Below are 23,078 nucleotides of genomic sequence, written 5' to 3'. Positions count from 1 at the left end.
TATTTTTATACAGTATATTTTATCACTTTAGAGGTCACAATGCGCGTATCGCTACTTGGTCGCAGCGGTGCAAGGATGCGCAGGCGTTTACTCCCGTTGTATTTGGAGCACGTTTCAGCTGGGTTTCCGAGCCCTGCCCAGGACTACATAGAAAAAGCCCTGGACCTCAACGAGCTATGTATCAGGCACCCCGCCGCCACGTATTACGTCCGCGTTCAGGGCGACTCGATGATAGAAGCCGGTATCTATTCCGGCGATATCCTGATAGTGGACCGCTCCCTTACCGCCAAGCACGGCGACATAGTTATTGCAGCCTTACACGGCGAGTTCACGGTTAAGGAATTGCAGCTCCACCCCACCCCTTGTTTGCTCCCCCGTAACAAGCGTTACAAGCCCATAGACGCGCCTGAGATCGAAGTGTTTGGCGTGGTGTCAGGCGTTGTCCGGATACTCAACAGATGACTTTTGCGCTGGTTGATTGCAACAACTTCTATGCGAGCTGTGAGAAGCTCTTCCGACCCGATTTGAAGGACACGCCCGTCCTGGTGCTCAGCAACAACGACGGCTGTATTGTCGCCCGCTCACGGGAGGCCAAAGCGCTTGGCTTTCCCATGGGTGCGCCTATCTTCAAGTTCCGCGACCTGGTTAGAGATCACGGGGTCGTCACCTTTTCGAGCAATTACGCGCTTTACGCGGACATCTCCAGCCGAGTTATGCGCACCCTGGGCGAACTGGCTCCGGTGTGTGAGGTCTACTCTATAGATGAGGCGTTTCTCGATTTATCCGGCGTCTCAGCCTGTATCGATTTGGTGGAGTTCGGCCAGCAGATCCGCCAGACCATCAGCCAGTGGATCGGCATTACCGTCTGTGTGGGCATTGCTCCCACCAAGACATTAGCCAAGCTCGCCAACCACGCAGCCAAACGTTACCCAGCTACCGGCGGCGTGGTTGATCTCTCCGACCGCTACCGCCAGCGCCGTTTATTGACCCTTACGCCGGTTTCGGAGGTCTGGGGCATTGGTTCAAAGCTTGCCGCTCGCCTGGGCGCCCTGGGCATTACCACCGCCTTAGAACTTGCCGAAGCAAACCCCGCCCTACTCCGCAAGCGCTTATCGGTTGTCGTAGAGCGCACGGTTAACGAGCTTAACGGCGTTTCCTGTATTGAGTTAGAAGACGCCCCGCCACCTAAGAAACAGATCATTTGCAGCCGCTCCTTCGGCGAGCGCATTACCTGCTTTCAAAACATGCGTGGGGCCGTATGCGAGTACGCCAGCCGCGCCGCCGAAAAGCTGCGCCGGGAGAAACAGCGCGCCTCCGTCATTACCGTGTTTATCCAGACCGGAAAATTCTCCAAAGGTGAACCATACTACTCCAATGCAGCAACAGGAAAGCTGCCTTTTCCTTCTGACGATACCCGCGATTTTATAGAGCTTGCCAGGGTGTTACTGGAGAGGATCTGGCGGGATGGCTACCGCTATTTGAAGGCCGGAGTAATGCTTTGTGACTTCTCCCCTCCTGGGGTTTGTCAGCGTCATCTATTTGAAGAAGACGAAGGGAGGCGCGGTAGTGTGGAGCTTATGGAGACATTGGATAAGCTTAATAGGGGAACTGGTGGCGTTGTTTGGTTTGCTGGACAGGGTATACAGCAGCCCTGGGGAATGAAAAGAGGGAGGCTTTCTCCTGCTTATACAACAAACTGGAATAAACTTCCCCTAGCTCACTGATCCGTTTTCAGGAACCTAACCCCCTGTTTTTTATCGCACTACAGAACATCTAAAGGTGCAACTTGTTTGTTAGGGGAATTCAAACTACACAGCGATGAATTTTGTTGTATCATCGGTGAATGCGTTGAGTGTTTAACGGGCTAGATTGGTATTGGCATATCATCCAACCCCGTAAAACTCCAGCGCTAAAAATCCATACTATATAGCCCTGGAGGCTTAAATGACCCATTATCGGTTGATTACAACCATACTACTTCTATGCCTAATTTCCCTAATTCTCATGGGAGCAATGGCCACAATTACAATCACTCACCCTAGCTCAGGTAATGAGTTCGTAGTCAGAATGGCATGGGGCGCAGTAGCTGCTCTCTGCACAGCTCTAGCAGCAACATTAAGTACAACGAAGGTGGAATAAAGAGAGGCCTAGAAAATAGAAAGATAGAAAGGGATGAGGCGTCTGTAGAGACGCCTTATCTTTAATCTTGCTTCAAAGCGCTTAGAGAGCTAACAAGCTAGATTGGTATTGGCACAGTAATAGTAGCACCGCCTTACGCGGCATGAAAGCAAAAATGTCCGCCCCGGACAAAGTTCAAATACCTAATCACACTACCGTACGAGCTACTACGCCCATGGTTTGGACACCATTACAGCTAAACTTTGCCTTGCTAAGGAGCCTCACTAATTACGCCGTCGCCTCTCCCAGGCTTCCCATTTAGAAAACTGGGTCAGTTTGCGCACTGTCTTCCGTAGTGGGTAATTGCGCTGAAAAAAGCCCTCATAGAGGGCTTTTGCAAAATAGATAGTTGCTCATCAGTTAGCGTGAGCCATCTGTTTACGGCTTTATTCTAAGTATATAAATCAACAACTTATAAAGCTCAACCAAAACTCTAATCGTTTGGTATAAGATCTTTAGCTTTCTCATTGCAGAGCAGCCCCTCCGCTAAGGATTGAATAATTCCTTGCATTAGGAGACCTCTCACCCAATAATCAAAATTGCAATATTGACGTAGTGCTATTTCGCCTTACGGTGATTAGAGACTACTAGGTAAGTGCATTTGCGTTTCTATCCTAGACTCGCGTCAGCGCAGAGGGCCTGTTGCCGCAGGCTCTCTGTGTCTCCGACATTCACAGAATATACACTAATAAATTGTGAGTGAAGGCTTGTGAAAAAAATCATTTTGGCGTTAGAACATAAGCTTCGACCCTCCCCATAGCTCATAGAAGAAAATAAACTTCCTTTGTTATCAGTCACATATTTCAACATATCCCAAGCCTCATATAAGACCAATATATAACTATTAAATTTAACAATATAAAATCATCAACTTTTCTGGCATAAAGGCCTTACTTTAACCAGAAGCCAAGCTATGTAAGTAGGACAAGTCTATCTACACCACTCCTGACTTACCTAAAATATCAGCCTTACGCAGGACCAGTATTGGCATTCAGCGAACCACATGGATAGGCTCCCTCCCTTCATCTATTCATTCCGCGCTCGTAACATCACCTTGGCCCCTTCCTGATCCTTAATCACAGAGCTTCGCGCCAAACTCCTGGCCAACCGGATAGCTCAATGAGGTTTTCCCTATCCCCTCAGATCATCTGAATTGCTCACTTTTTGACTTGTTTAAATTTCAACCAGAAGCTAGCATTTGTTATATATCCATAATCTATAGTGGAGATATGCCTTTATGGATGATACACCCCCACCTCCTCCCTTCGATCCAATAACAATATTAAAAGTTGAAGCATCCAAGTCTAGCAATACTGTGCCGGAACCTAGAACAGTAGTTACCCATATGCATATAGCAGATAAAAGTGATATAGATATTTATATCCCAGAAATCAGGAGAAGCTTACATTCGATAAAATCAATTTCAATAATTAACTCTAGCCTAACCTCAAAAAATATAGATGACATATTCAAAAACCTATATGCAAATCAGTTAGAAGAAATAAATTTTGCAGGGAATTTTTTCGGATCTGAAGGCATCCAATCACTAGCAAGAAACATAAACAATTTAAACATAAAAAATATCGACTTATCATTTAATGGTCTAACATGCGACAGCATAAATGAATTAATAAAAAACTGCCATCTAAGTAACCTTATAGAGCTAAGCTTAGAAGGTAATTTATTAAATGACAAGGGTGGACAAGAATTATTAAATTCATTTAGATTTAGATCACTTAAAAAGCTGAACATGGCAAGGTGCGGGATAGGAGAAGACGCTACGATCGCATTAGCAAATAACAATAACTTCTCGCAACTTCAAATATTAAATCTAGAAGAGAATAATACTGGTGACAACGGAGCTATTGCAATTTCAAAATCTCCTTACTTGGCATCATTATTAAAGATAGATCTTCAGAACAACAATATAACAGACTTGGGAGCAAAGTATATTGGGCTTTCTTACAAGTTAAGCTCCCTTGAGATCATAATTCTATTCCATAATAAAATTACTAGCTTTGACGTTAACCGAAACACCGAATATGATCGGATTAGGCGTCACTTCACGCGGTACGATGAAGGCACTAATATTTCAAATGACATACGAGTTTTTATAGTTGGACATCCTAACTCAGGAAAGACTACTTGCAGAAAATCAATTCATGAGGCTAACTACCTAGCCCCCGACGAAAACCTTGAAAGGACGCTAGGCATCGATGTATCACCATCCCCTTGGATAGTAAATATTGATGACCACCCTCAGTCAGTTAGCACAATACATGTTTATACATGGGATTTTGCAGGCCACGAAATACAATATATGTGCCACCAATATTTTTTGAAACGAGGCGGGTTATACATTCTCCTTATATCTCACGACACAACGCTTGACCAAATACATTATTGGCTAAATACAATATCCATGTTAGCCCCAGGAGCAAAATTAGTGCCAATTCTAAATAAATTTAGAGATACATCAAATGAAATATACATTTGGGAACATTACAAGAGCCACATATTAAACAAATATGACCTTAACTTTATCAGAGAAATTGAAGTAGACTTCAAAATTAAAAAATCTATTGACACCCTAAAGAGAACGTTATCAAACATAATAGGAGAAATTGAACTCCAACCCATAAACAAAGATTATCTAGAAGGAAAGTATAGCTTCTTCAGATATTGCAGAGAAAGTAAAAAGAAGTATTTAAATAGAGAGGAATTTGAGCAAATATGCAACAGCCATTTACACTGGGAGAATAAGAAAGAAAACTACAAAAACGATTTCTTGGACCACCTCGACTTCATTGGTGACATAATATACTTACGACAAATTGAACTAATAGTAATCGATATAAACTGGCTCCTCAAAGGCCTTTACACTCTCCTCCCTCCATTAGATTCTGGCACTGCATACAACTCTCCATTTTTCAATAAAATTAAAACAAATAAAGGACATTTTTCCAGAGCAGACCTATTTGATGCATGGAGCGGAATGGGAATTAACGAAATTGAAAAGCATAGACTATTCAGTGCTCTCCTCCATAGAAGCCTTGACATAATATATCCTTTAACAACCGAATTGGGAGAGTATTTTTGCCCATGCTATCTTCCTGAAAACAAGAACCTATCTGACATATTTAAAGACACATCAAAATTTCCCTCTTGGACTATCGGAATAGGACTACCGTATATGCCGTCCGGCTTTTTTTCTCGAATAATAGTTAGGCTTTCAAATTCAATTCAGACGAACGAAATAAATTCACAAAAAGCTTGGATAAATATCGCCTATCTCACTTCAAAAACAAGTGGAAATTCTGATAAATGCGATAACGACTCAATAATATTTATCCAGGGCACAAATATATGGATTTCAGTAAAGAAAGAAACTGACGATAATTTCTTTTCAAGAAGATGGATATTTATGATGCGAATACTTTCTACCATAGAGGAGCTTGCCAGTGAGTACTTAGACAACGATTACAAAGTAGTTTTTACATGCAATCAATGCAATATGTCAATCACATCCATTAATGACTTATCATTTATAGCGCTTTCCAATAAAGAAATAGAATCCTATTATATTAGAAATGGGATAACAGAAAGAGTGTGTCCGACCTGCGAAGGACGCATAGACTTGAGAGAGTACTTCGAGCCCCCCAGCGGGTTTCATAAAAAGGAGTTGGAAGAGGCTAAAAACAGATCTGCACAAGGAGAAATCACAATGAACATAAATAACTCCACCATACATGGCGACGTGATACAAGCAAAAGCAAAAACGATGAACGATTGCTTTAATAAAATAAATGAATCAAACATTAACAACGACATCAAATCATTAATTGAAGAGTTACTCATAAAGACAAAGGAAATAGGTGATAATCATAGCGTAGAAACCAGCGAAATACTCAGAGAAGCTGACTCTCTGACTAGCGAAATAACAAGTTCAAATCCTCGAAAAAAATATCTTGAAATTAGCTTCAATGGAATTGTAGAAGCCGCAAAAAAAATAGGTGCGGTTGGAACCCCCCTTATCTCAATAGCAGAAAAACTATTTACATTAATTGAGAAGCATTTCTGACAAAGGATATTGCATATCAGCCCGGTGGTTACAAATAACACAATCCGGGCCCCTAACCTTAGACCCTTTCATATGTGTCACTCATATAAAGATCCCTACTTATCATCTTTCACACTTAATTGGCGTAAAAAATTTTTTTACTAGGTTAACTCAAGCGCAGCATCCACCCAAGCTATGCCTGCCCGGATCAATATATCCGCCTTATGACGGCTTAAATTAGGCATATGTCTAACCACATGGGAAAGATTCTCCCCCGCCATGTAGTACAATCTAAGGACCTCCCCCATCTCCTCATCCCTCGCCCGCAGCTTGGACACAGCCAAATCCACCTTAGCCGCCTCCTGATCCGTAATCACCGGCGACCGTACCGAACTCCCAGCCATCCGCGCAAAGGGCGTAGCTGATGGGAAACCAATATTATCTGTATTAAATTTAGACCACCGCGCCCACTGTTCCAGCAACCATGCGGTTTCATCTACTGCTCGTCTCATCGCTTTACCTCTATCAGTTCGTTTTCAATAAGTTGGATGTGTGTCCACGCTAGCCAATCCATGGTCAGCTGCTCTCGTTCCGCTTTGGTTAATGCTTTGCCTTGGTCAAACTCCATGTGACAAGGCGCGCACAGCGGGAACGTGGCGGCGTCTGACGCCTTCAATCCCCTGCCCTTGCCGTGCCTCAGCAGGTTGGAATGCGCCGCCTGAGAGCCACCCTCAATCCCGCAGGAGGCGCAAGGTAGCTGCCTAATGGCTGCCAGTAGTTTTTGATTTCTGTAGATCAAGCCCCGTACCTCATTCGCTCCGCCCGCTTGTTGGCCGACTTGGTCCGCCAGATTTCAACCGCCCATTCCGCTGTCCGTAGTTCCCAGTGCAAACGCGCCTCCTCTTCCGTCGCCTGCATCAGGCCTTGCAACAGCTCCAGGTATTCCGGGTGTCTCCTCGCCCAGGCTTCTTGACGGTTCGCCGCCGTCAGGTCTGGGTCCGCACTCTCCGCCTGCCGCATCAGTAGGGCGATCTTGGACTTGCGGAACTCCTCCAGGTAAACCCGGTTCGCTTTGGCTCTCGCAAACTCCGCCGCCTTGTTGCGGATGTTCTGTAGTTTCTGCTCTAGGGTTTCGTCGCTCATGCCGCCCGCCTCCGTACCATTGCCCTGGCCATTTCCGGCGTTATCACAGCCGGCGCCGCTTTCGGTTTGGACTTCAGCGCGAAGTAGGTCCGCACATGCGCCTCCACCATCGCCCGAAACTGAGCAGGAACAGCGGCCAGCGCTCCGGCTCGCTCCTCCCTGCTCTGCATTCTCAGAATCTCGGCGGCGTACTCCCTTGGGCGCTTAGTCATGCTTAACCGCCCTCCAGGCCACCGCCTTACGTCCTGAAATCGAACACTCCATGATCCCTACGCGCTCCACCAATCCCGCTTTCTCCGCGTCTGGTAAACGGCGTGCGACCATGTAACGATCTAGCTTGGCGGTCCTGGCAAGCTCTGAACTGGTCCAGCCTATGACCCAATCCGGCACCGGGCGCTTGGCTAACTCCAGCGCTACAAGCTGCGTTTGCGTCCAGCGGTTCGGCTCATTGGCTGCCGCCGCCAGATGGCTGCTTACGGGGTCGGTTCTTCTTGCGTGTGTTTGTGTCATTACTGCTTTTCCTTGGCCTAGTTGGCCGAAACTGATTTCAATAAGTCCGCCATGCGTCGGCGGGCTTCTTCGCGGGAGACAGGCTTAGACGCCTTCGCGGGCTGCTCTGGTAGCGCCTTTGGGATGTCCGCCTGGATGTCTTCCCCGTTCATGACGCGGCGACAGACGATGTCGTAATTGCGGGTGAACAGCGGCAGCATTTCGCTTTCAGTGCGCGTTCTAAGCTCAAAGCTGCCCGTCTCCCTTGCTGCGATACGCACCGCCAGATAGGCAAGGCTTTCACCCCGCTCAAGCTGCTGAATGCCTTGGCAGGCCATCCGGTAAGCCGCCTGCACTGGCATCAGGCCAAGGTCTTCCGCTGTCGGTTTACACCACGCGATAAACTGGCCCACGCTGGGAATGTGCGGGGAGTTCAGCCTGCGCGCTCTGGTTAAACCGACCTGAACCTGTTGCATGCTCAGAATCCCGTTTTCGATGAATCCCTTGGTCCAAGCTTTCTTGGCCTGCTGGATGACTTCATGGTCTGGGAAGGCGTACTTCCAGGCGGGGAATACTCCGCTAAGCTCCGTGAACAAGGCGTTGACGATCTCCGCCGCCTGCTCGGAAATAGCGGCCTGTGATTGCCCGTAAGTCCTGCGCTGCGTCGTGTGCTGTAGCGTGTCGCCCTGGCGTAGCGTTCGACTGATTACGCCGTGTATTTGCTGTGATCCGATGTGCTTTGCTTCCATGGTTAAATCCCTAAATCCTGCGCCCAGCTTGTGTCGTGAAACCCGTAAACATCTCCAGGCACCGTGCTGTTGCCTGCGGCGCCGTATTCGTTGAGCTGCGATTGACGGGTTGGCTTCGGCGCAAACTTCATGCTGTTGCGCATCCAGTTACGCCACGCCGATTTCCAGCACTTGAACGTCGACCCCTTGGCCCGGTGGTAATCGAGAAACTTATCGGTTTCGGTGACAAGGTCCGTGGTGATCCGGTTGTCACATGCCCAGCCGAACAGCTCGTCGGTGATTTCAAAATCGGTCGGCGCTTGGGTGGCGCGTTTCACACGCGCTTTCTTAACAATGTCTTTTGTAAGATTGTCTTTATTGTCTTTTGTGTAGGCCGTTTTCGGCTCGTTTTTCGGGCCGGTTTCGGCCTGCTGACGAGCCGGTTTCGGCCTGTTTTGTTCTAAATCCGTAGTGTAAGAACAGGCCGTTTTCGGCTCATTAACAGGCCGGTTTCGGCTCATTTTCGGGCCGGTTTCGGCTCGTTTATGGGCCGTTTTCGGCCTGCTTGGCTTCGTCATTTCCCAGTCGGAGATAACAGGGTTAGGCCCCATTTGCCGACCATCGACAACGATCATGCGGCGGGCTTTAAGCTCGCGGATGTCTGCGCGGATATGGGACGGACACCCCTCATAACTCATGAGCTGGCAAAGCTGCTCCGCCACAATCCAGTCATACTTTTTCCCGTATCCGTAGGTCTTCCTTATTAACGCCATGAAGACGCGATACTGACGGCCTGACAGCTCGACCTTGCACAGACTGTCCGCCAGCTCATTGGCTAGGCGAAAGAAGCCGTTATCAATATCTGCTTTGACCACTTCCATTTTGGGCGCGGAAGGAAACGCCAAGACGTTGGCTTGCGCCGTCATACATCAACCTCCTAGTTGATAACTGCGTGAGAGCGGGCAGCCATTGCAGCGCCCTTATAGTTCAGCTCGGGATAGGTTCTTTCCAGCTCGCCCAGTACAGCCGCACCAGTGGCGACCGCTTCGGACACTTCCTGATAGGCGCGACGGGCGGATTCGAGGTCCGGGTGTATGCCCAACTCAATGACGGACACCTGGGCTTCCATCTGTTCTTTGGTTAGGCATGCCGCCATGCGGGTGGCGTCGATATGCTCGCAACTCACTTGCCGACTACACACCACAACCCCGGTAACCCCGAACACGTCATTCAGATAAGACAGGCGCAAGGCTTCAGGCATGGCCGCAACAATGGCGGGCTCGAGACACCACAAACGATCAAGGAAGGCGTGTATCCCGTCGTATTGACCCAGCCAGCGGAAGATCTTTTGGGCGTTGACGCGCATGTCGTTATAGATGTCGTCAGACCGGTTAAACGTAATCCCTTCGTTTTTAAGGATTTCAGACAGTCCGCAGTCGTTAGCCGCTTGAACGATTTCGCCGCAGATAGTCGCCCGGCTCGCTTTGGGTTGTTCCAGCCAGCGGTTAACGGCGGACATAAGCAGTTTTAGGCGTGATTGCTGTTTCATGAATTAAAAGCCTCCCTGCTCTTAAACTGACCGTGTCGTTTCGGCGGCTACATTCGGCTCATGCTTTAACTTGCCGTTTGTCAGCCTCTCTAACTGGAAAGCGCGAAGCTCCGGGATCGTGTCGCCCCATTGTGAAATGGCGGACTTATGGAGGTTCAAAGCATCTGCGAGCGCCTTTTGACTGCCAAAGTAGTGAATTGCGATAGCTTTCTTCATTGGTTCAACCTTATTTTGTTTAATAAATTAAACGCAAGATTAAAAGGTTGAACAAAAACAGTCAAGGATTGTACACTCCCAGGTGTTTACAATAATAAACATGGATACATCAAACCGCATCAAACAGCGCATGCAGGCTTTAGGCCTAAAAGCTGCGCAAATCGTAAGAGAGGCCGGCGTCTCGAAAGGGGCTGTTAGCCATTGGATCAGTGGATTAAGCAAACCAAGCGGCCAGAATCTAATTGCGCTGAGCAAGGTGCTGAAATGTGATCCTAATTGGCTCATTACTGGCGTAGAAAGCCAAGGGCCTGAAAGAAGAGCCGAATGGATGGGCACGGTGGAATTTTGGGAAGAAGGAGACCCATTAAAGGAGGATGAAATAGAGTTGCCTTTTTATACCGAAGTAAAGTTGTCGAACGGTAGCGGCAGCGTCATCAAGTTAGATATTCAAGGAGCCAAGCTTCGCTATCCAATACCTGTATTGAAAGAGCGTGGAATTACTCCTGAGCACGCAGCATGCATAGAAGTCAAAGGCCCAAGCATGGAGCCTGTTTTGCCCAATGGCACAGTCGTTGGCATAGACACGTCCAACACAGAAATATTGGACGGAAAGCTATACGGAATTGACCATAACGGAATGCCTCTGGTTCGGTTGGTTTATAGAACACCGGGCGGTGGATTTAGATTGAAATGCTACAACGTTGCTGAATATCCAGATGAGTTAATCACAGGGGAAAGCCTTAAGCATGTCCGAGTTTTAGGAAAAGCTTTTTGGTACTCCGTTATGATCTAACGAACTATGAGAACAAGGATCAGGGCTCTAACGGCAAAACAAATTACACTTAAACGCCAACATCCCCGAATTAGAACCTCGCCCAAATATTAAACATCCCTGAACTGACCCGCTTATTCCAGCGGGTCTTTTTTTAGCCAAACAAAAAAACGTTTAATATATTAAACATTTTGCTTGACCTTCATTGTTTACATTTTTAAACTCACCTTCATTAAGTTGAACGATTGAGGGACAAGAATGCTAGACACCAGAAAAGCCCTGCACTCCGCAGCCCACAAAGAAATTTCAGTTGCAGTTGCTCCACACCAAGGACCAATCAGCAACCTATCCAGACTGGCCCAATACAAGAGCAAACGAGCCATCAAGGCCGTTAACCCTAACGCCAAGTTTCCAGTCGCTATCTACCAATAAGGACCACACATGAACGGAACTCTACTCACCCACATGACAGACAGAGAGCTTCTAAACGCCCTCATGATCAAGTGCGCGGTCGAGGCTGAAGCCATCCTCTACAGACTGGACGACTTACGAGATAAGAACAGCGACTTGGTATTTGATCTGGAATGCAGCCATGACGATCTGGTCGACGCCAACTCAGCCATTCAGGAGCGCGACCGGAAGATCGCCGAACTACAAAACATCATTACCCAACTTCAGAAGGACTTAGAGCAATGAAATACATGGACTACATGGAAAGACAAGAGATCAAAGAGCGCATTCTGGAGAGCACGGCTAAGTCCATCGCGGAGGATCTACTGGAAGGCAGGCGCGTACATGTGAACGGCCAGAAGTGGGGCTTTCAAGATGTGCTAGACGAAGTAAAGCAAGGCGACGATATCGACTCCGTGTTGTCCTTGATCTACCAGACCCGCGACGACAAACAAGGCCGCCGCGCTGCGGTTAACTCCTGTAAGCAGATGATCGACAGCGCTGCATATAGCATTGGCAAATATCTGGCTGACGCTGCCTACAAACAAGAGCAGGAAGACATAGCGATTGACCGCTACGAGGAACACCAAGCGTATGCCCACCACTAACCTGCAACTATGGGAGTCAGTCCAAAAGACTGACCCCGCTTACACCAAGAAATACACCGGCGCCGGTGGCTTCACTGGGACCAGCATCAACCCGACCTATCTGCACCGCAAAGCTACGGAGCAATTCGGGCCGGTCGGAACGGGTTGGGGTTACACGGTACTGGAGGAAAGGTTCGACGAAGGCGCGCCTCTTAACCTGGGCGTAGAAGGTCAGCCGCTTGTGATGAGCAAGATCCACACTATCAAGCTGGCGGTCTGGTATGAAGTCGACGGCAAGCGCGGAGAGGTCGTTCACTATGGCCACACTCCCTACGTATTCCGAACCCGGCACGGCATCCAGACAGACCCGGAAGCGCCTAAAAAGTCGCTGACGGATGCGCTCTCTAAAGCTCTGTCTGTTTTAGGCTTCGGCGCCGACATCCACATGGGACTGTATGACGACTTTAACTATGTCGAGCAGGTCGCCCAAGAGGTCGAAATCGAAACAGCGGTTAACCAAGTGGAAGCCAAAGAGCGCCAGAAAGCCAAGGCGCAAGCCTGGCTGGATGAAAACATCCGGCTGATGAATGAGTCCGTCAATCTGAACATGTTGGCGGGCGTGTTTAAGTCCGCTCTGCGGAAGCTGGAAGCCAAGCGAGACACCGCCGGGATTAAGCGCCTGACACTGGCCAAGGACCGCAAGAAAGCGGAACTGGAAGAACAAGAGGCCGCCTGATGACGGAGCTATACAAAATCACCGGCAAGCTGCTGGAGCTGCAAAACCTAGACGCCGGCGACGACGCCAACCTGAAACAGGCCGTTGTCGATACGCTGGACGCCATCGAGGGAGAGTTTCAGGACAAGGCTGTCTCGGTCGCGCACTTCATCCGCAATCTGGAGCCCGACATTAAGGCAGTAGATACGGAGATAAAGCGCCTACAGGCCCGCAAGAAAACCTTAGAAAACCGTCAGGAACAAGTGACGGACTACCTGCGGGAAAACATGGAGCGCACAGGGATCAAGAATATCAGCTGTCCGCTGTTTTCCATCTCTTACGTTAAGGGCAGGGAGACCGCCGCTATCGAAGACGAAAGCGCCCTACCCGATGAATACGTGGACGTGAAGACGGAAGTAAAACCCAACAAGGCGAGCATTACCAAGGCGCTGAAAGCAGGCGTGAACATTCCCGGCGCCAGACTGGAGCGCGTCAAAAGCGCCATACGCATCAATTAACGGAGCAGACCATGACAACGAACGTTACAAATTTCATCGCCGATCTGGACGGCGGCGTCTTTGAGGAAAAGCTTAGCCACGCCTTATCCCTTGTCGCCTCCGGCGTCGTCGAGCACAACAAAACCGGCAAGGTGAAGATAGAGCTTGATATAAGCCGCATCGGCAACAGCTACCAAGTTTCGATTGGCCACAAGCTGTCCTTCATGGCTCCCACCAGCAGAGGGAAAACATCCGAGGAAGACAGCACGCAGACGCCTATGCATGTAGGCAGCAAAGGCAAGCTCACGCTCTTTCCCGAAGGGCAAAACCAACTATTCGACAAACACGGCAACATTCACGCGGAGTAAGACACTATGGACATGACAGCAATCAAACACATTCAGGACACCGCTCTGGCTCAACACATGAGCGAGAACCTGACCAGGACCAGCACTCCCTTGGTCGCCCTGCCTTCGGGATTTGATGTTAGAAGCCTTGAAAGCCACATGCCGACGCGGACCCGCTACCGGGCCAAGATGAGCACAACCAGCATTCAGGACTACCAGAAATACGTCGCCGAGTTCGACGTGGACGGCGCGTCCTGCTTCATCGACACGGCCAACCAAGAGCTGAGCGCCACAACCGTATTCGATATGGGGACCGTCGAAGCGCCAGGACATTGCGATCACCAAGCGACACTGGACCTGCAACACACCGCCGCTTTTAAAGCCCTGCAGGCCGTTAACAGTTCGAAGGTCTCGCAAAAGGCCGCTGCGGAATGGATTGAGGACTGGCACGACAACATCGAAGCCAAAGACGAAAGCGGCGCCACTATGCACATTAAAACCGCAATCAACGCTATTCGTCGGATCACCATTGAAGCCACCCGGACCACGGAACACGAGCAAGGCGACTTCAGAACCCAACGTAGCGCTATGGAGTCCATCGAAGCCAAGAGCAAAGAGGTCATGCCGCACACGCTTATTTTCCGTTGCATTCCCTATGACGGACTGGGCGAGCGCGCCTTTCAAATCCGCCTCGGTGTCAGCAACAACGATAAGCAAGGCGGCGTCTCAGTCTTGTTCCGGGTTGTTCAGTGGGAAGCCGAACGGGAGAAGATCGCGCAGGAGTTTAAGGCGTTACTGGCTGAAGGTTTCAGCGGCCTGAAAGTTCGTTCCTACCTGGGAAAAATCCGCTCGTAATTAACGGGGCGCTTCGCCCCTTTCTGGAGATTATATGTTTATCAAACTCTGCGCCCTCGGGCGTGACGCCGAACTGAGATACACACCAAGCGGACAGGCAGTGGCTACGCTCGCCCTCGCCTACAGCATCGGCCACGGCGACAACAGGCGGACCCAGTGGATCGACGGCGCGCTATGGGGTGACCGGGCAATCTCGATGGAGCCGCATCTGACCAAAGGCACAAAGCTGGTCGTGACAGCTGACGATCTGGAGCTGGAGCAGTTCACCAAAGGCGACGGCACACCCAGCGCCAAGATTCGCTGCAAGATAGTTAAGATCGACTTTGCGAGCCCGAAACAAACCCAGCCTGCGCCGCAACCATACAGGCCAGCAACGCCGCCACCAGCCCAGATGCCAGCCACAGGCCAGGCATACGACAACTTTGACGACGACATTCCTTTTTGAATGACACAAAGAAAGATAAGGAAATTATGAATACTGCATTCTTATTAATGGCCGAATACGAAACAAGCCAGATACCGCTCACCGTAATTGCTGAAAAGTATCTGAACATTACTGTCCGCACGGAGATACAAAGAAAGGCTCGCGCACAGCAATTTCCCTTTGCTGTATACCGCGCAAAATCTAACGCTTCAGAGTGGATTGTTCACGTTCACGATTTGGCGAACTGGATTGATAACCAGAGAGAAGAGGCCGCCAAGAGCTGGGCCGCCATTAATGGGTTTAACGTTAAGCCCTTAACTCCAGGTTCTCGGGCCTCAAATTTGTGTACCGCCTCAAAACTCCCCAGCTCTCGTGCAACGTAAACTGTTGCACCTCTACTATGCTGTAGCCGGCCTCAAAGAGCCGGCTCGTCGCCTCATGCCTTAGATCATGAAACCTCAAGTCTTCAATACCATTGATACGGCAGGCCCTAGTAAAAATCGAACTAATAGTGCCCTCGATGTACGGGAAGATATACTCACTATCTCGCGGCTGACGCTGGACGATTTCCCACGCCTCATTGGTATATTTGAACTTTTTATGATTGCCATCTTTCTTAGTTGGGTTGTAGTGGTCTAATAGTCCCGGACACATTAATAAGAGACAATACCCGTCAACGATTAAGGTGTCAGCATGAGTCAGAAAAAGTCGTATAAGCAGTATACAAAAGAGTTTAAAGAAGAGGCCGTTTCCTTGGTGCGCGACCAAGGTTATTCCGTCCCAGAAGCGGCTAAATCCCTCGGCATTAGCGCCAATATGCTCTACAAGTGGAAGGAAAAGATTGAAGCTCAACTTGAAAATCAGGTTCTGGCTGAAGACGAGCGCGCCGAGTTAAAACGGCTTCGCAAAGAAAACAAAGAGCTGCGCATGGAAAAGGAAATTCTAAAAAAGGCTTCGGCCTTCTTCGCGAAAGAAATGAAATAAAGTTCGCCTTCATTCAGGCAGAGTCGAATCGCTTCCCTGTGAAAGTGCTTTGCCGGGCTCTGCGTGCAAGTCGATCAGCATTCTATGCCTGGCGACGGCGCTCCGCGCCGGTGATCCGGTTTGATGAGCTGCATCTGCATCGGCGAATGAAGCGACTGTTTAACGCTTCTCGAAGCAGTCTGGGCAGTCGAGAGATGATGAAGAAGCTACGCGAAGAAGGCTTTCAGGTGGGACGCTACCGGGTTCGCAAGCTCATGAGGCGGCTTGGTCTTCAGGTCACGCAACGCGTTGCTTACAAAGCCACTACAAGGCGCAAACACCATCATGCGGTGGCGGATAACTTGTTGAATCAGAATTTTAATCCTACCGCGCCCAATCAGGTTTGGGCTGGCGACGTGACCTATCTGAAAACAGGAGAAGGCTGGATATATCTGGCCATTGTCATGGATTTATATTCCCGAAGGATCGTCGGGTGGCGCATCGATAAGCGCATGACAACGAGCCTGGTCAGCCAGGCGCTGATCAAGGCCTACAATTTGCGGAAGCCGCCCAAGGGCCTGGTATTCCATAGTGACCGGGGCTCTCAGTACACCAGCGGACATTATCGAAAACTGCTGGAAAAGTATGAAATCAGGGCAAGTATGGGCGATGTAGGAGCCTGTTGGGACAATGCGGTGGTTGAACGCTTTTTTGGTAGCCTTAAGCATGACTGGATATTAAAAATCCCCCAGCCCACCCGGGAACACATGAAGCAGGATGTCGCAGCCTACATGAGGTATTACAACCTCGAAAGACTGCATACGGCGAACAATGATATGTCGCCGGTTAATTATGAAAACTCTCTAAAGAAAGTGTCCGGTGGGATTTGACCAGAACAGGTGTTTCGCATTCCTTACTAATCCGACCCGAGCATCATCATGGTTATCAGTCCACTTTAGTTTAACAATCTCCCCCTGCCTTCTCGCCGAATAGATTGCAAACCACATAATGTCATGCATAGGAATTGAGGAGCTTTTATCGCGCCGCATGAAATAATCTGAGAGTAAAGCCAACTCTTCAGCCGTGGGCCTACGATCACGCTGTGCAGACTTCGCCACAAGTTTGTGTTTACGTGCGATCACTACTGCATCTTCAACAGCCTGCAAATTAATTGGGTAGTCAGGAAAATGAGATTTGGCAGTTCGAAACGCCACCCGAAGCCAAACCAAATCATTGTTCGCCGTAGAAGCACATACAGTTTTGCGACGATCCTTAAGGTGATCTACAAGGTGCGCCGTGGTCAGGGCAATCAGCTCTATACTTGCAAAAGGCTCCATATTTATCATCATTTTAAAATGAGACGCTTTAGATTCGCCAAACCCTGAAACCTCATGATACTCATCAAAGTACCACTGCAGCACGTCGCGAACCGTCAGGCCGCTAAACTGCAATCTCTCAATCGCCCCAGGCTGATCTAGTTCAGTCTCCCTGCGACGTTCATATTCCTTAGCTAGCTTTATAGTTGGAAAAGTAGCGCTCTCGCTATGAACAACCTCCCCTCCTTTTTTTACTCTAATTTGCACTCTATAGCGGGTACTGCCGTCTTTGGCTTTACGCTTGATGATGGTTGCCATGTTATACTGCCTTCCGGACGAATTTTGCACCGCAATTGCTGGTGCACTTTCCTATAATTCCATGGTGCATTTTTAGTGGATCATGGTGCACGCTTGGTGCACCAATTGTATAAAACCGCCTAATTTTGCACAAGAAAGTACAGTTTTATACAACGCAGTATGTCAACAAAATCAAGCACTAAGCCAATAGATTCAGGCATTTCAGGACTTCGTCGCTTTTCCGTAGCCCCGATGATGGATTGGACGGACAGGAACTATCGTTACCTCGCCCGCCTCCTTTCCAAGCATACCTATTTATATACCGAGATGGTGACCACTGGAGCCATCATACATGGGGACCGTCATCGCTTCCTGGATTTCAACACGGAAGAGCATCCTGTCGCCGTGCAGCTTGGCGGCAGCAATCCTGATGAATTGAAGGAGTGCGCCAAGATTTGCGAAGACTGGGGCTATGATGAAATCAACCTGAATGTGGGATGTCCCAGCGACCGCGTACAGAACAATATGATCGGCGCCTGCCTGATGGGCTATCCTGAGCGAGTGGCGGAATGCGTGGCCGCCATGCGCTCCGCTGTTTCCATCCCGGTGACGGTCAAACATCGCATAGGCATTGATGATCAGGACTCCGAAGAGTTCTTGTTGAATTTTGTCCGCACCGTCAAAGCAGCAGGATGCTCCACCTTTATCATTCATGCGCGCAAGGCGATTCTCAAAGGACTCAGCCCAAAGGAAAACCGCGAAATTCCACCGCTGATATATCCGCGCGCCTATATGATCAAGCAGACATTTCCTGAGCTCGAGATCATTATCAATGGCGGCATCAAAACCATGGACGAATCGGAAAGCCACCTGCAGGAAGTCGATGGGGTCATGATCGGGCGCGAAGCCTATCAGCGCCCATGGATGCTGGCGGACGTGGACCACCGTCTGTTTCACACTCCGCCGCCGAGCTTCAGCGCTACGGATATCGGCTATCAGTTTTTAGAGTATATCGAACGCAACTATCAAAACGGCGTTGCGGTCTGGCATATGGCGCGACACGCGCTGGGTTTGTTTCATGGCCAAAAAGGTGGGAAACAGTTTCGCAGATATTTAAGCGAAAACGCCATCAAACGCACTGCCTCACCGACTGTTTTTAGAGAAGCTTTAGATATAGTATCTTCTTACAAACAGTCCAACTCTCTGAACACCGCCTCCGAGGCGGTCTGAAAGAACCAACCCAGGGATAAAAATACAATGGCTTTAAGCAAGCTCGAGCAATTACGCCAAATGACTTCCGTTGTCGCTGACACGGGTGATATCGAAGCAATCAAAAAGCACAAACCCGACGACGCGACCACCAACCCTTCGCTACTGTTGAAGGCCGCATCTCTTCCCGTCTACGAAAGCCTGGTCAATGACGCGCTCAACTATGGCAAGCAACAATCCGCTACGCCTGAAGAGGCCGTCGCCCACGCTATCGACTACTTGTCCGTATCTATCGGCAAAGAAATTTCAAAAGTCATTTCGGGTTATATTTCCACGGAAGTGGACGCTCGCTTGTCCTTTGACACTGACGCCACCATCGAAAAAGCCAAGCAGCTGATCAAGCTTTACAATGACGTCGGCGTTGGCAAAGACCGCATTCTGATCAAAATCGCGTCTACCTGGGAAGGTATTCGCGCTGCGGAAGTGCTGGAAAAGCAAGGCATTCGCTGCAACCTGACGTTGCTGTTCTCCTTCACTCAGGCGGTTGCCTGCGCCGAGGCTGGCGTATTCCTGATATCGCCTTTTGTTGGGCGCATCTATGACTGGTACAAAGCCAAGTGGAACAAAGACGAGATTTCCGTTGACGAAGATCCTGGCGTAGTGTCAGTCAAATCTATTTACGAGTTCTACAAATCACGTGGTTACAACACTATCGTAATGGGCGCCAGCTTCCGTCATGCTGGACAAATTGAAGCCCTGTCAGGCTGCGACAAGCTGACCATCAGCCCAGAACTGCTGAATGACCTGGAAGCTGATTCCGGCGAATTGACCCGCGCCCTATCCTCTGAGCAGCCTAGCGCCGAACGCGATGCGCCGATTACTGAAGCCACTTTCCGCTGGGGGATGAACGAGGACGCAATGGCTACCGAAAAACTGGCCGAAGGCATTCGCAAGTTCGCCGAAGATCAAGTTAAGCTAGAGCAAATGCTGCTCAAGAAAATGGGCTAAACTTGGCAGAGCTTCCAGGGTAACCCCAATAAAAAAGGCGGGCTTCTATAAAGAACCCGCCTTTTTTAATCCCACAACGACATGCGCCGCAAAGGTTACTCTACAAAGAGTTGCGATCCACTTTCGCCAGTACGCCTTCTTTTAAGGAGTATTGTTCATCCATACGCGCCGCCAGCCCATAATCATGAGTCACCAGCACAAACGCGGTCTGATTCTGACGCACCAGATCCCATAACAGCGCCTGCACAGAATCCGCAGTATCCGGGTCCAGGTTACCGGTAGGTTCGTCCATCAAAACACAGGACGGCCTGGGAGAAAGCGCACGCGCTATCGCTACTCGCTGGCGCTCACCACCAGACAGCTGCCCAGGACGATGCTTAAGGCGGTGCGACAAACCCACACGCTCCAGCCAGTATTCTGCTTCCTTTTTAGCTTCCTTGACCGCCACACCTCTCAACAACAAAGGCATGCAGACATTTTCCAGCGCACTGAACTCAGGCAAGAGGTGGTGAAACTGATAGACAAAACCCACGTGCGCGTTCCGCAGTTTGGCCTTGGCTTTTTCATCCATACCGTGCACGTCCTGTCCCGAGATGCGAATAGAGCCCGAACTTGGATGATCCAAAGCGCCCATAATATTCAGCAACGTGGACTTACCCGAACCGGATGCGCCGACAATAGCGACGGTCTGCTCTGGGTAAAGCGAAATATTAACGCCACGCAGAACTTCGATAGACTCCTTCCCCTGAACATATACTTTATGCACAGATTGGCATTCCAATACTGGACTACTCATACCTTAACGCCTCCGCCGGCTCGATTTTGGACGCGCGCCATGCGGGATACATAGTCGCAACAAAGCTGATAGTCAGGGTTACTGCGCTAATCAACCCAACATCTCCCCATTGCAAATCAGAAGGGAGGTAACTGATGAAATACACATCGGAGCTTAGTAACTGAATACCCGCCACTTTCTCAAACCAGGCGATCATATCACTGATATTAAGCGCCAGCAGGCAACCTAGCAGCACCCCCAAGGCAGTGCCCACAACCCCTATAAACAGACCTTGGACCATGAAAATGCGCAGAATATTACCGGGGGTCGCCCCCATCGTCCGCAATATTGCAATATCCGCTTTCTTGTCCGTCACAACCATTACCAGAGTGGAAACAATGTTAAACGCCGCCACCGCAACGATGAACATCAACAGCAATCCAACCATGGTCTTTTCCATTTGGATAGCTTGAAACAAATTACCGTGCGTCCGCGTCCAGTCGCTTGCGTAGTACCCACTCCCTAATTCCGCCACAATTGTGCGGGACACTTTTGAAGCATCAAACAAGTTCTTCAGCTTAAGTCTCACACCCTCAACAGAATCTCCCAAGCGCTTTATCTTGGCTGCATCTTCTATATTGATAATCGCCAGCGTACTATCCAGTTCCGCACCAACGCTGAATATCCCTTTCACTGTAAACCGCTTCATTCTAGGGAACACTCCAGCAGGAGTTACCGAAGCTTCGGGCAATATGACCGTGATTTTGTCTCCCACTCTGGCGCGCATGTAGCTAGCCAAAATGTCGCCAAGAACAATACCAAACTCCCCAGGCTTCAAATCATCAAGACTGCCAGAGGTGATGTGATCCTGAACGATGGAAACACCTTTCTCCGCCTCGGGATCAATACCGTTGATCATGATTCCATGCACATTTCCCGACGCGGTGGCCATGCCTTGCGCATATACGAATGGGGCAACGCCTTCTACCTGCGGATGTTGCAAAGCAAACTCTTTGACCTCCTCCCAGCTACTTATAGGGTTATGGCTCTTAATCACCGCGTGCGGAACCATACCCAATATCCGCTGCCGCAACTCCCGGTCAAAACCATTCATGACGGACATGACGGTAATCAGCACCAGCACTCCAAGAATCAACCCAATCATGGACGTCAAGGAGATAAAAGAAATAAAGTGGTTATCTCGCTTCGCCGAGGTATAGCGCAAGCCTATAAATAGAGATAAGGGTTTATACATCCACAGAGCACCTGGTATTAATGGTTGGCTTGTTGGCGGGCTTAAATCGCCGCCTGAAAGTGTGATCGGATGGGAGCGTCCGACTGGCCGCTTAAGATGATAAGTTAATTAGCCCAAATTAAGCGGCGTAAAACTATAATCTATTAATAAGTGTTTCACTACTACGGTTTATTAATATGTCCGATTCAGACGCCACATCAGATAACCGGAGGGATTATTATCGAATTCATGACCAGGCTTTGGTTGAGTATCAGGAACGCACTGCAAGCAATCACTCAATGGCGGAGTTCTATCGGCACCCTGTCTATTTCGAAATGCTGAACGAGTTGCAAAGCCTGGATCTGGAGACCGCCAAGCTGATGGGACATGTTGCGGAAAAGGACCGTTCCCTCGCTGCATTGCTGAAAGCGCTCAACAAAAAAGTCGACTTGATCGCCCGCACGCTCGCGCTGGTGGAGACGGACATCAATGAGGATAGACTGCAGTTTATCGACCTGAGCGAGGGCGGCATGGCCTTTGTCAGCCCCCGCCAGGAGCGTGCGGGACAGCAGCTGATTCTTAAGGCGACGCTGGTGCCCAGCTATATATCCATTCTGACCGAAGCGGAAGTCGTCAGCTCCGAGTCCGTCAGGGAGCATCCAGAGCATGTTCTAAGCCATGAACAAGAAAACGGCGACGGATTTATCACGCGAGTCAATTTCATTAATTTTAGTGAATCACAGCGACAAATCGTTGCAAGACACATTCTGAGAACCCAGCAACAGCAACGCAGGCGCCAACTGGAATAAGATGTCGCCATGACGCAAATCCAAGAGCATTACTCAATTAATGACAAAGACTTGCGTATGAAATTTTAAGTGTCTAATCAGCTAAATACAGCTAGACTAGTATGTTAAAGAAACGAATTTAGGAATAAGTCGATGCTAAATTCTTGGAATAAGTTATTCGCTGTCGCTTTAATCAGTCTCGCGCCATTGGCCAACGCCGATGAGCTAGTCACCCCCATCATGCAACAAGGCTCATCAAACGCCAGCATGGAAACGCCACGCACTGGCCTAACTATGAGCGCGGTGGAAAAACGCTACGGCAGCCCTTCTCATGTTAAAGGCCCGGTAGGCGACCCGCCTATCACAGTGTGGGAGTACGGAAACTATTCCGTATATTTTGAGGGCGATCGCGTAATTCATACTGTACTTAAGCCCGTCAAACCGTAAACTACTCGCCCCTTAAACTGTTTACGATGGA

27 protein-coding genes are annotated in these 23,078 nt (G+C 49.2%); 17 read left to right on the top strand and 10 right to left on the bottom strand.

The annotated features are described in order from the left end of the window. Positions 1–39: 39 nt before the first annotated feature. The 3 genes from umuD (at position 40) to ACQYWX_RS11050 (ending at position 6,259) form a co-directional block, all read left to right on the top strand. Positions 40–462: a translesion error-prone DNA polymerase V autoproteolytic subunit gene (umuD, locus tag ACQYWX_RS11060; protein ID WP_431688784.1), complete on the top strand. Its 423-nt coding sequence runs from the start codon at positions 40–42 to the stop codon at positions 460–462. Continuing rightward, positions 459–1,724, top strand: coding sequence for a translesion error-prone DNA polymerase V subunit UmuC (umuC, locus tag ACQYWX_RS11055; RefSeq protein ID WP_431688783.1), 1,266 nt, complete (start codon positions 459–461; stop codon positions 1,722–1,724). Before umuD ends, umuC begins: the two co-directional genes overlap by 4 nt. A 1,691-nt stretch (positions 1,725–3,415) precedes the next feature. Beyond that, entirely contained in the window at positions 3,416–6,259 is a 2,844-nt protein-coding gene (locus ACQYWX_RS11050) for a COR domain-containing protein (RefSeq protein WP_431688782.1), read from the top strand. 774 nt (positions 6,260–7,033) lie between these two features. On the opposite strand, the gene ACQYWX_RS11045 is transcribed toward ACQYWX_RS11050, so the two are convergent. The 6 genes from ACQYWX_RS11045 to ACQYWX_RS11020 all read right to left on the bottom strand — a co-directional run bounded on the left by ACQYWX_RS11045 (position 7,034) and on the right by ACQYWX_RS11020 (position 10,363). Continuing rightward, entirely contained in the window at positions 7,034–7,381 is a 348-nt protein-coding gene (locus ACQYWX_RS11045) for a hypothetical protein (protein ID WP_431688781.1), read from the bottom strand. A gap of 204 nt (positions 7,382–7,585) precedes the next feature. Then, positions 7,586–7,891, bottom strand: a complete 306-nt coding sequence (locus ACQYWX_RS11040) for a hypothetical protein (protein ID WP_431688780.1) — start codon at positions 7,889–7,891, stop codon at positions 7,586–7,588. Between the two features lie 17 nt (positions 7,892–7,908). Further along, positions 7,909–8,619 (bottom strand): replication protein P, encoded by a 711-nt coding sequence (locus ACQYWX_RS11035; protein ID WP_431688779.1) that lies wholly within the window; start codon positions 8,617–8,619, stop codon positions 7,909–7,911. Positions 8,620–8,621: 2 nt separating this feature from the next. After that, entirely contained in the window at positions 8,622–9,524 is a 903-nt protein-coding gene (locus tag ACQYWX_RS11030) for a replication protein (RefSeq protein WP_431688778.1), read from the bottom strand. An 11-nt stretch (positions 9,525–9,535) separates the two neighbouring features. Continuing rightward, positions 9,536–10,147 carry a hypothetical protein gene (locus ACQYWX_RS11025; protein WP_431688777.1) on the bottom strand — a complete coding sequence of 204 codons (612 nt, stop codon included), beginning with the start codon at positions 10,145–10,147 and terminating at the stop codon, positions 9,536–9,538. 21 nt (positions 10,148–10,168) lie between these two features. Then, complete coding sequence (locus ACQYWX_RS11020) at positions 10,169–10,363, bottom strand: Cro/CI family transcriptional regulator (protein ID WP_216740568.1); 195 nt, start codon at positions 10,361–10,363, stop codon at positions 10,169–10,171. 100 nt (positions 10,364–10,463) lie between these two features. On the opposite strand from ACQYWX_RS11020, the gene ACQYWX_RS11015 reads away from it, so the two are divergent. From ACQYWX_RS11015 to ACQYWX_RS10975, 9 genes are all read left to right on the top strand, one after another. Continuing rightward, positions 10,464–11,156, top strand: a complete 693-nt coding sequence (locus ACQYWX_RS11015) for a S24 family peptidase (RefSeq protein ID WP_431688776.1) — start codon at positions 10,464–10,466, stop codon at positions 11,154–11,156. Positions 11,157–11,576: 420 nt separating this feature from the next. Then, positions 11,577–11,831: a hypothetical protein gene (locus ACQYWX_RS11010; RefSeq protein WP_216740566.1), complete on the top strand. Its 255-nt coding sequence runs from the start codon at positions 11,577–11,579 to the stop codon at positions 11,829–11,831. Then, on the top strand, positions 11,828–12,193 hold the full coding sequence (locus tag ACQYWX_RS11005) for a hypothetical protein (protein WP_431688775.1): 366 nt from the start codon (positions 11,828–11,830) through the stop codon (positions 12,191–12,193). Before ACQYWX_RS11010 ends, ACQYWX_RS11005 begins: the two co-directional genes overlap by 4 nt. Next, positions 12,180–12,908: a hypothetical protein gene (locus ACQYWX_RS11000; protein ID WP_431688774.1), complete on the top strand. Its 729-nt coding sequence runs from the start codon at positions 12,180–12,182 to the stop codon at positions 12,906–12,908. The genes ACQYWX_RS11005 and ACQYWX_RS11000 overlap by 14 nt, the downstream gene beginning before the upstream one ends. Continuing rightward, positions 12,908–13,405 (top strand): siphovirus Gp157 family protein, encoded by a 498-nt coding sequence (locus ACQYWX_RS10995; protein ID WP_431688773.1) that lies wholly within the window; start codon positions 12,908–12,910, stop codon positions 13,403–13,405. The genes ACQYWX_RS11000 and ACQYWX_RS10995 overlap by 1 nt, the downstream gene beginning before the upstream one ends. Before the next feature lie 11 nt (positions 13,406–13,416). Next, positions 13,417–13,752 (top strand): hypothetical protein, encoded by a 336-nt coding sequence (locus ACQYWX_RS10990; RefSeq protein ID WP_431688772.1) that lies wholly within the window; start codon positions 13,417–13,419, stop codon positions 13,750–13,752. 6 nt (positions 13,753–13,758) lie between these two features. Then, complete coding sequence (locus tag ACQYWX_RS10985) at positions 13,759–14,586, top strand: DUF2303 family protein (RefSeq protein ID WP_431688771.1); 828 nt, start codon at positions 13,759–13,761, stop codon at positions 14,584–14,586. Positions 14,587–14,620: 34 nt separating this feature from the next. Then, positions 14,621–15,031: a single-stranded DNA-binding protein gene (locus tag ACQYWX_RS10980; RefSeq protein WP_431688770.1), complete on the top strand. Its 411-nt coding sequence runs from the start codon at positions 14,621–14,623 to the stop codon at positions 15,029–15,031. A 26-nt stretch (positions 15,032–15,057) separates the two neighbouring features. Further along, positions 15,058–15,393, top strand: coding sequence for a pyocin activator PrtN family protein (locus tag ACQYWX_RS10975; RefSeq protein ID WP_431689510.1), 336 nt, complete (start codon positions 15,058–15,060; stop codon positions 15,391–15,393). Here the strand turns inward: ACQYWX_RS10975 and ACQYWX_RS10970 are convergent. Next, the gene (locus tag ACQYWX_RS10970) at positions 15,317–15,664 is read right to left on the bottom strand and encodes a tyrosine-type recombinase/integrase (RefSeq protein WP_431688769.1); all 348 of its coding nucleotides are present in this window, start codon (positions 15,662–15,664) and stop codon (positions 15,317–15,319) included. The genes ACQYWX_RS10975 and ACQYWX_RS10970 overlap by 77 nt on opposite strands. Positions 15,665–15,703: 39 nt before the next feature. On the opposite strand from ACQYWX_RS10970, the gene ACQYWX_RS10965 reads away from it, so the two are divergent. Continuing rightward, a protein-coding gene (locus ACQYWX_RS10965; protein ID WP_431685671.1) for an IS3 family transposase occupies positions 15,704–16,863 on the top strand; the annotation gives its coding sequence in 2 pieces (ribosomal slippage) (positions 15,704–15,968 and positions 15,968–16,863; 1,161 coding nt in all). Here ACQYWX_RS10965 and ACQYWX_RS10960 read toward each other — a convergent pair. After that, positions 16,837–17,607, bottom strand: a complete 771-nt coding sequence (locus tag ACQYWX_RS10960; RefSeq protein WP_431688768.1) for a hypothetical protein — start codon at positions 17,605–17,607, stop codon at positions 16,837–16,839. The two genes, ACQYWX_RS10965 and ACQYWX_RS10960, sit on opposite strands and share 27 nt — an antisense overlap. A 159-nt stretch (positions 17,608–17,766) precedes the next feature. Here ACQYWX_RS10960 and dusA point away from each other — a divergent pair, with 159 nt between their 5' ends. Both dusA and tal read left to right on the top strand, forming a co-directional pair. Further along, on the top strand, positions 17,767–18,816 hold the full coding sequence (gene dusA / locus ACQYWX_RS10955; RefSeq protein WP_431688767.1) for a tRNA dihydrouridine(20/20a) synthase DusA: 1,050 nt from the start codon (positions 17,767–17,769) through the stop codon (positions 18,814–18,816). Between the two features lie 27 nt (positions 18,817–18,843). Further along, on the top strand, positions 18,844–19,803 hold the full coding sequence (gene tal, locus ACQYWX_RS10950; protein ID WP_216735760.1) for a transaldolase: 960 nt from the start codon (positions 18,844–18,846) through the stop codon (positions 19,801–19,803). A 100-nt stretch (positions 19,804–19,903) separates the two neighbouring features. Here the strand turns inward: tal and ACQYWX_RS10945 are convergent, their stop codons facing one another. After that, a complete protein-coding gene (locus tag ACQYWX_RS10945) occupies positions 19,904–20,599 on the bottom strand; it encodes an ABC transporter ATP-binding protein (RefSeq protein WP_279501998.1) in 696 nt (231 codons plus the stop codon). Beyond that, complete coding sequence (locus ACQYWX_RS10940) at positions 20,592–21,833, bottom strand: lipoprotein-releasing ABC transporter permease subunit (protein WP_431688766.1); 1,242 nt, start codon at positions 21,831–21,833, stop codon at positions 20,592–20,594. The genes ACQYWX_RS10945 and ACQYWX_RS10940 overlap by 8 nt, the downstream gene beginning before the upstream one ends. Before the next feature lie 176 nt (positions 21,834–22,009). On the opposite strand from ACQYWX_RS10940, the gene ACQYWX_RS10935 reads away from it, so the two are divergent. Then, positions 22,010–22,621: a PilZ domain-containing protein gene (locus ACQYWX_RS10935; protein WP_431688765.1), complete on the top strand. Its 612-nt coding sequence runs from the start codon at positions 22,010–22,012 to the stop codon at positions 22,619–22,621. 132 nt (positions 22,622–22,753) lie between these two features. Further along, positions 22,754–23,047 (top strand): hypothetical protein, encoded by a 294-nt coding sequence (locus ACQYWX_RS10930; protein ID WP_431688764.1) that lies wholly within the window; start codon positions 22,754–22,756, stop codon positions 23,045–23,047. Positions 23,048–23,078 lie beyond the last annotated feature (31 nt).

Source organism: Hahella sp. NBU794, from assembly GCF_050749805.1.
Lineage (GTDB): Bacteria > Pseudomonadota > Gammaproteobacteria > Pseudomonadales > Oleiphilaceae > Hahella.
This window is presented reverse-complemented; position numbering and strand designations above follow the sequence as displayed.

Coding starts and splice junctions, on each gene's coding strand:
- ACQYWX_RS10970 (WP_431688769.1), bottom strand. CDS start 15,664: ATGTGTCCGGGACTATTAGACCACTACAACCCAACTAAGAAAGATGGC.
- umuC (WP_431688783.1), top strand. CDS start 459: ATGACTTTTGCGCTGGTTGATTGCAACAACTTCTATGCGAGCTGTGAG.
- ACQYWX_RS10940 (WP_431688766.1), bottom strand. CDS start 21,833: ATGTATAAACCCTTATCTCTATTTATAGGCTTGCGCTATACCTCGGCG.
- ACQYWX_RS11015 (WP_431688776.1), top strand. CDS start 10,464: ATGGATACATCAAACCGCATCAAACAGCGCATGCAGGCTTTAGGCCTA.
- ACQYWX_RS11025 (WP_431688777.1), bottom strand. CDS start 10,147: ATGAAACAGCAATCACGCCTAAAACTGCTTATGTCCGCCGTTAACCGC.
- dusA (WP_431688767.1), top strand. CDS start 17,767: ATGTCAACAAAATCAAGCACTAAGCCAATAGATTCAGGCATTTCAGGA.
- tal (WP_216735760.1), top strand. CDS start 18,844: ATGGCTTTAAGCAAGCTCGAGCAATTACGCCAAATGACTTCCGTTGTC.
- ACQYWX_RS10930 (WP_431688764.1), top strand. CDS start 22,754: ATGCTAAATTCTTGGAATAAGTTATTCGCTGTCGCTTTAATCAGTCTC.
- ACQYWX_RS10975 (WP_431689510.1), top strand. CDS start 15,058: ATGAATACTGCATTCTTATTAATGGCCGAATACGAAACAAGCCAGATA.
- ACQYWX_RS10945 (WP_279501998.1), bottom strand. CDS start 20,599: ATGAGTAGTCCAGTATTGGAATGCCAATCTGTGCATAAAGTATATGTT.
- ACQYWX_RS11030 (WP_431688778.1), bottom strand. CDS start 9,524: ATGACGGCGCAAGCCAACGTCTTGGCGTTTCCTTCCGCGCCCAAAATG.
- ACQYWX_RS10935 (WP_431688765.1), top strand. CDS start 22,010: ATGTCCGATTCAGACGCCACATCAGATAACCGGAGGGATTATTATCGA.
- ACQYWX_RS10980 (WP_431688770.1), top strand. CDS start 14,621: ATGTTTATCAAACTCTGCGCCCTCGGGCGTGACGCCGAACTGAGATAC.
- ACQYWX_RS11045 (WP_431688781.1), bottom strand. CDS start 7,381: ATGAGCGACGAAACCCTAGAGCAGAAACTACAGAACATCCGCAACAAG.
- ACQYWX_RS11040 (WP_431688780.1), bottom strand. CDS start 7,891: ATGACACAAACACACGCAAGAAGAACCGACCCCGTAAGCAGCCATCTG.
- ACQYWX_RS11020 (WP_216740568.1), bottom strand. CDS start 10,363: ATGAAGAAAGCTATCGCAATTCACTACTTTGGCAGTCAAAAGGCGCTC.
- ACQYWX_RS11005 (WP_431688775.1), top strand. CDS start 11,828: ATGAAATACATGGACTACATGGAAAGACAAGAGATCAAAGAGCGCATT.
- ACQYWX_RS10995 (WP_431688773.1), top strand. CDS start 12,908: ATGACGGAGCTATACAAAATCACCGGCAAGCTGCTGGAGCTGCAAAAC.
- ACQYWX_RS11035 (WP_431688779.1), bottom strand. CDS start 8,619: ATGGAAGCAAAGCACATCGGATCACAGCAAATACACGGCGTAATCAGT.
- ACQYWX_RS10990 (WP_431688772.1), top strand. CDS start 13,417: ATGACAACGAACGTTACAAATTTCATCGCCGATCTGGACGGCGGCGTC.
- ACQYWX_RS11050 (WP_431688782.1), top strand. CDS start 3,416: ATGGATGATACACCCCCACCTCCTCCCTTCGATCCAATAACAATATTA.
- ACQYWX_RS10960 (WP_431688768.1), bottom strand. CDS start 17,607: ATGGCAACCATCATCAAGCGTAAAGCCAAAGACGGCAGTACCCGCTAT.
- ACQYWX_RS10985 (WP_431688771.1), top strand. CDS start 13,759: ATGGACATGACAGCAATCAAACACATTCAGGACACCGCTCTGGCTCAA.
- ACQYWX_RS11010 (WP_216740566.1), top strand. CDS start 11,577: ATGAACGGAACTCTACTCACCCACATGACAGACAGAGAGCTTCTAAAC.
- ACQYWX_RS11000 (WP_431688774.1), top strand. CDS start 12,180: ATGCCCACCACTAACCTGCAACTATGGGAGTCAGTCCAAAAGACTGAC.
- umuD (WP_431688784.1), top strand. CDS start 40: ATGCGCGTATCGCTACTTGGTCGCAGCGGTGCAAGGATGCGCAGGCGT.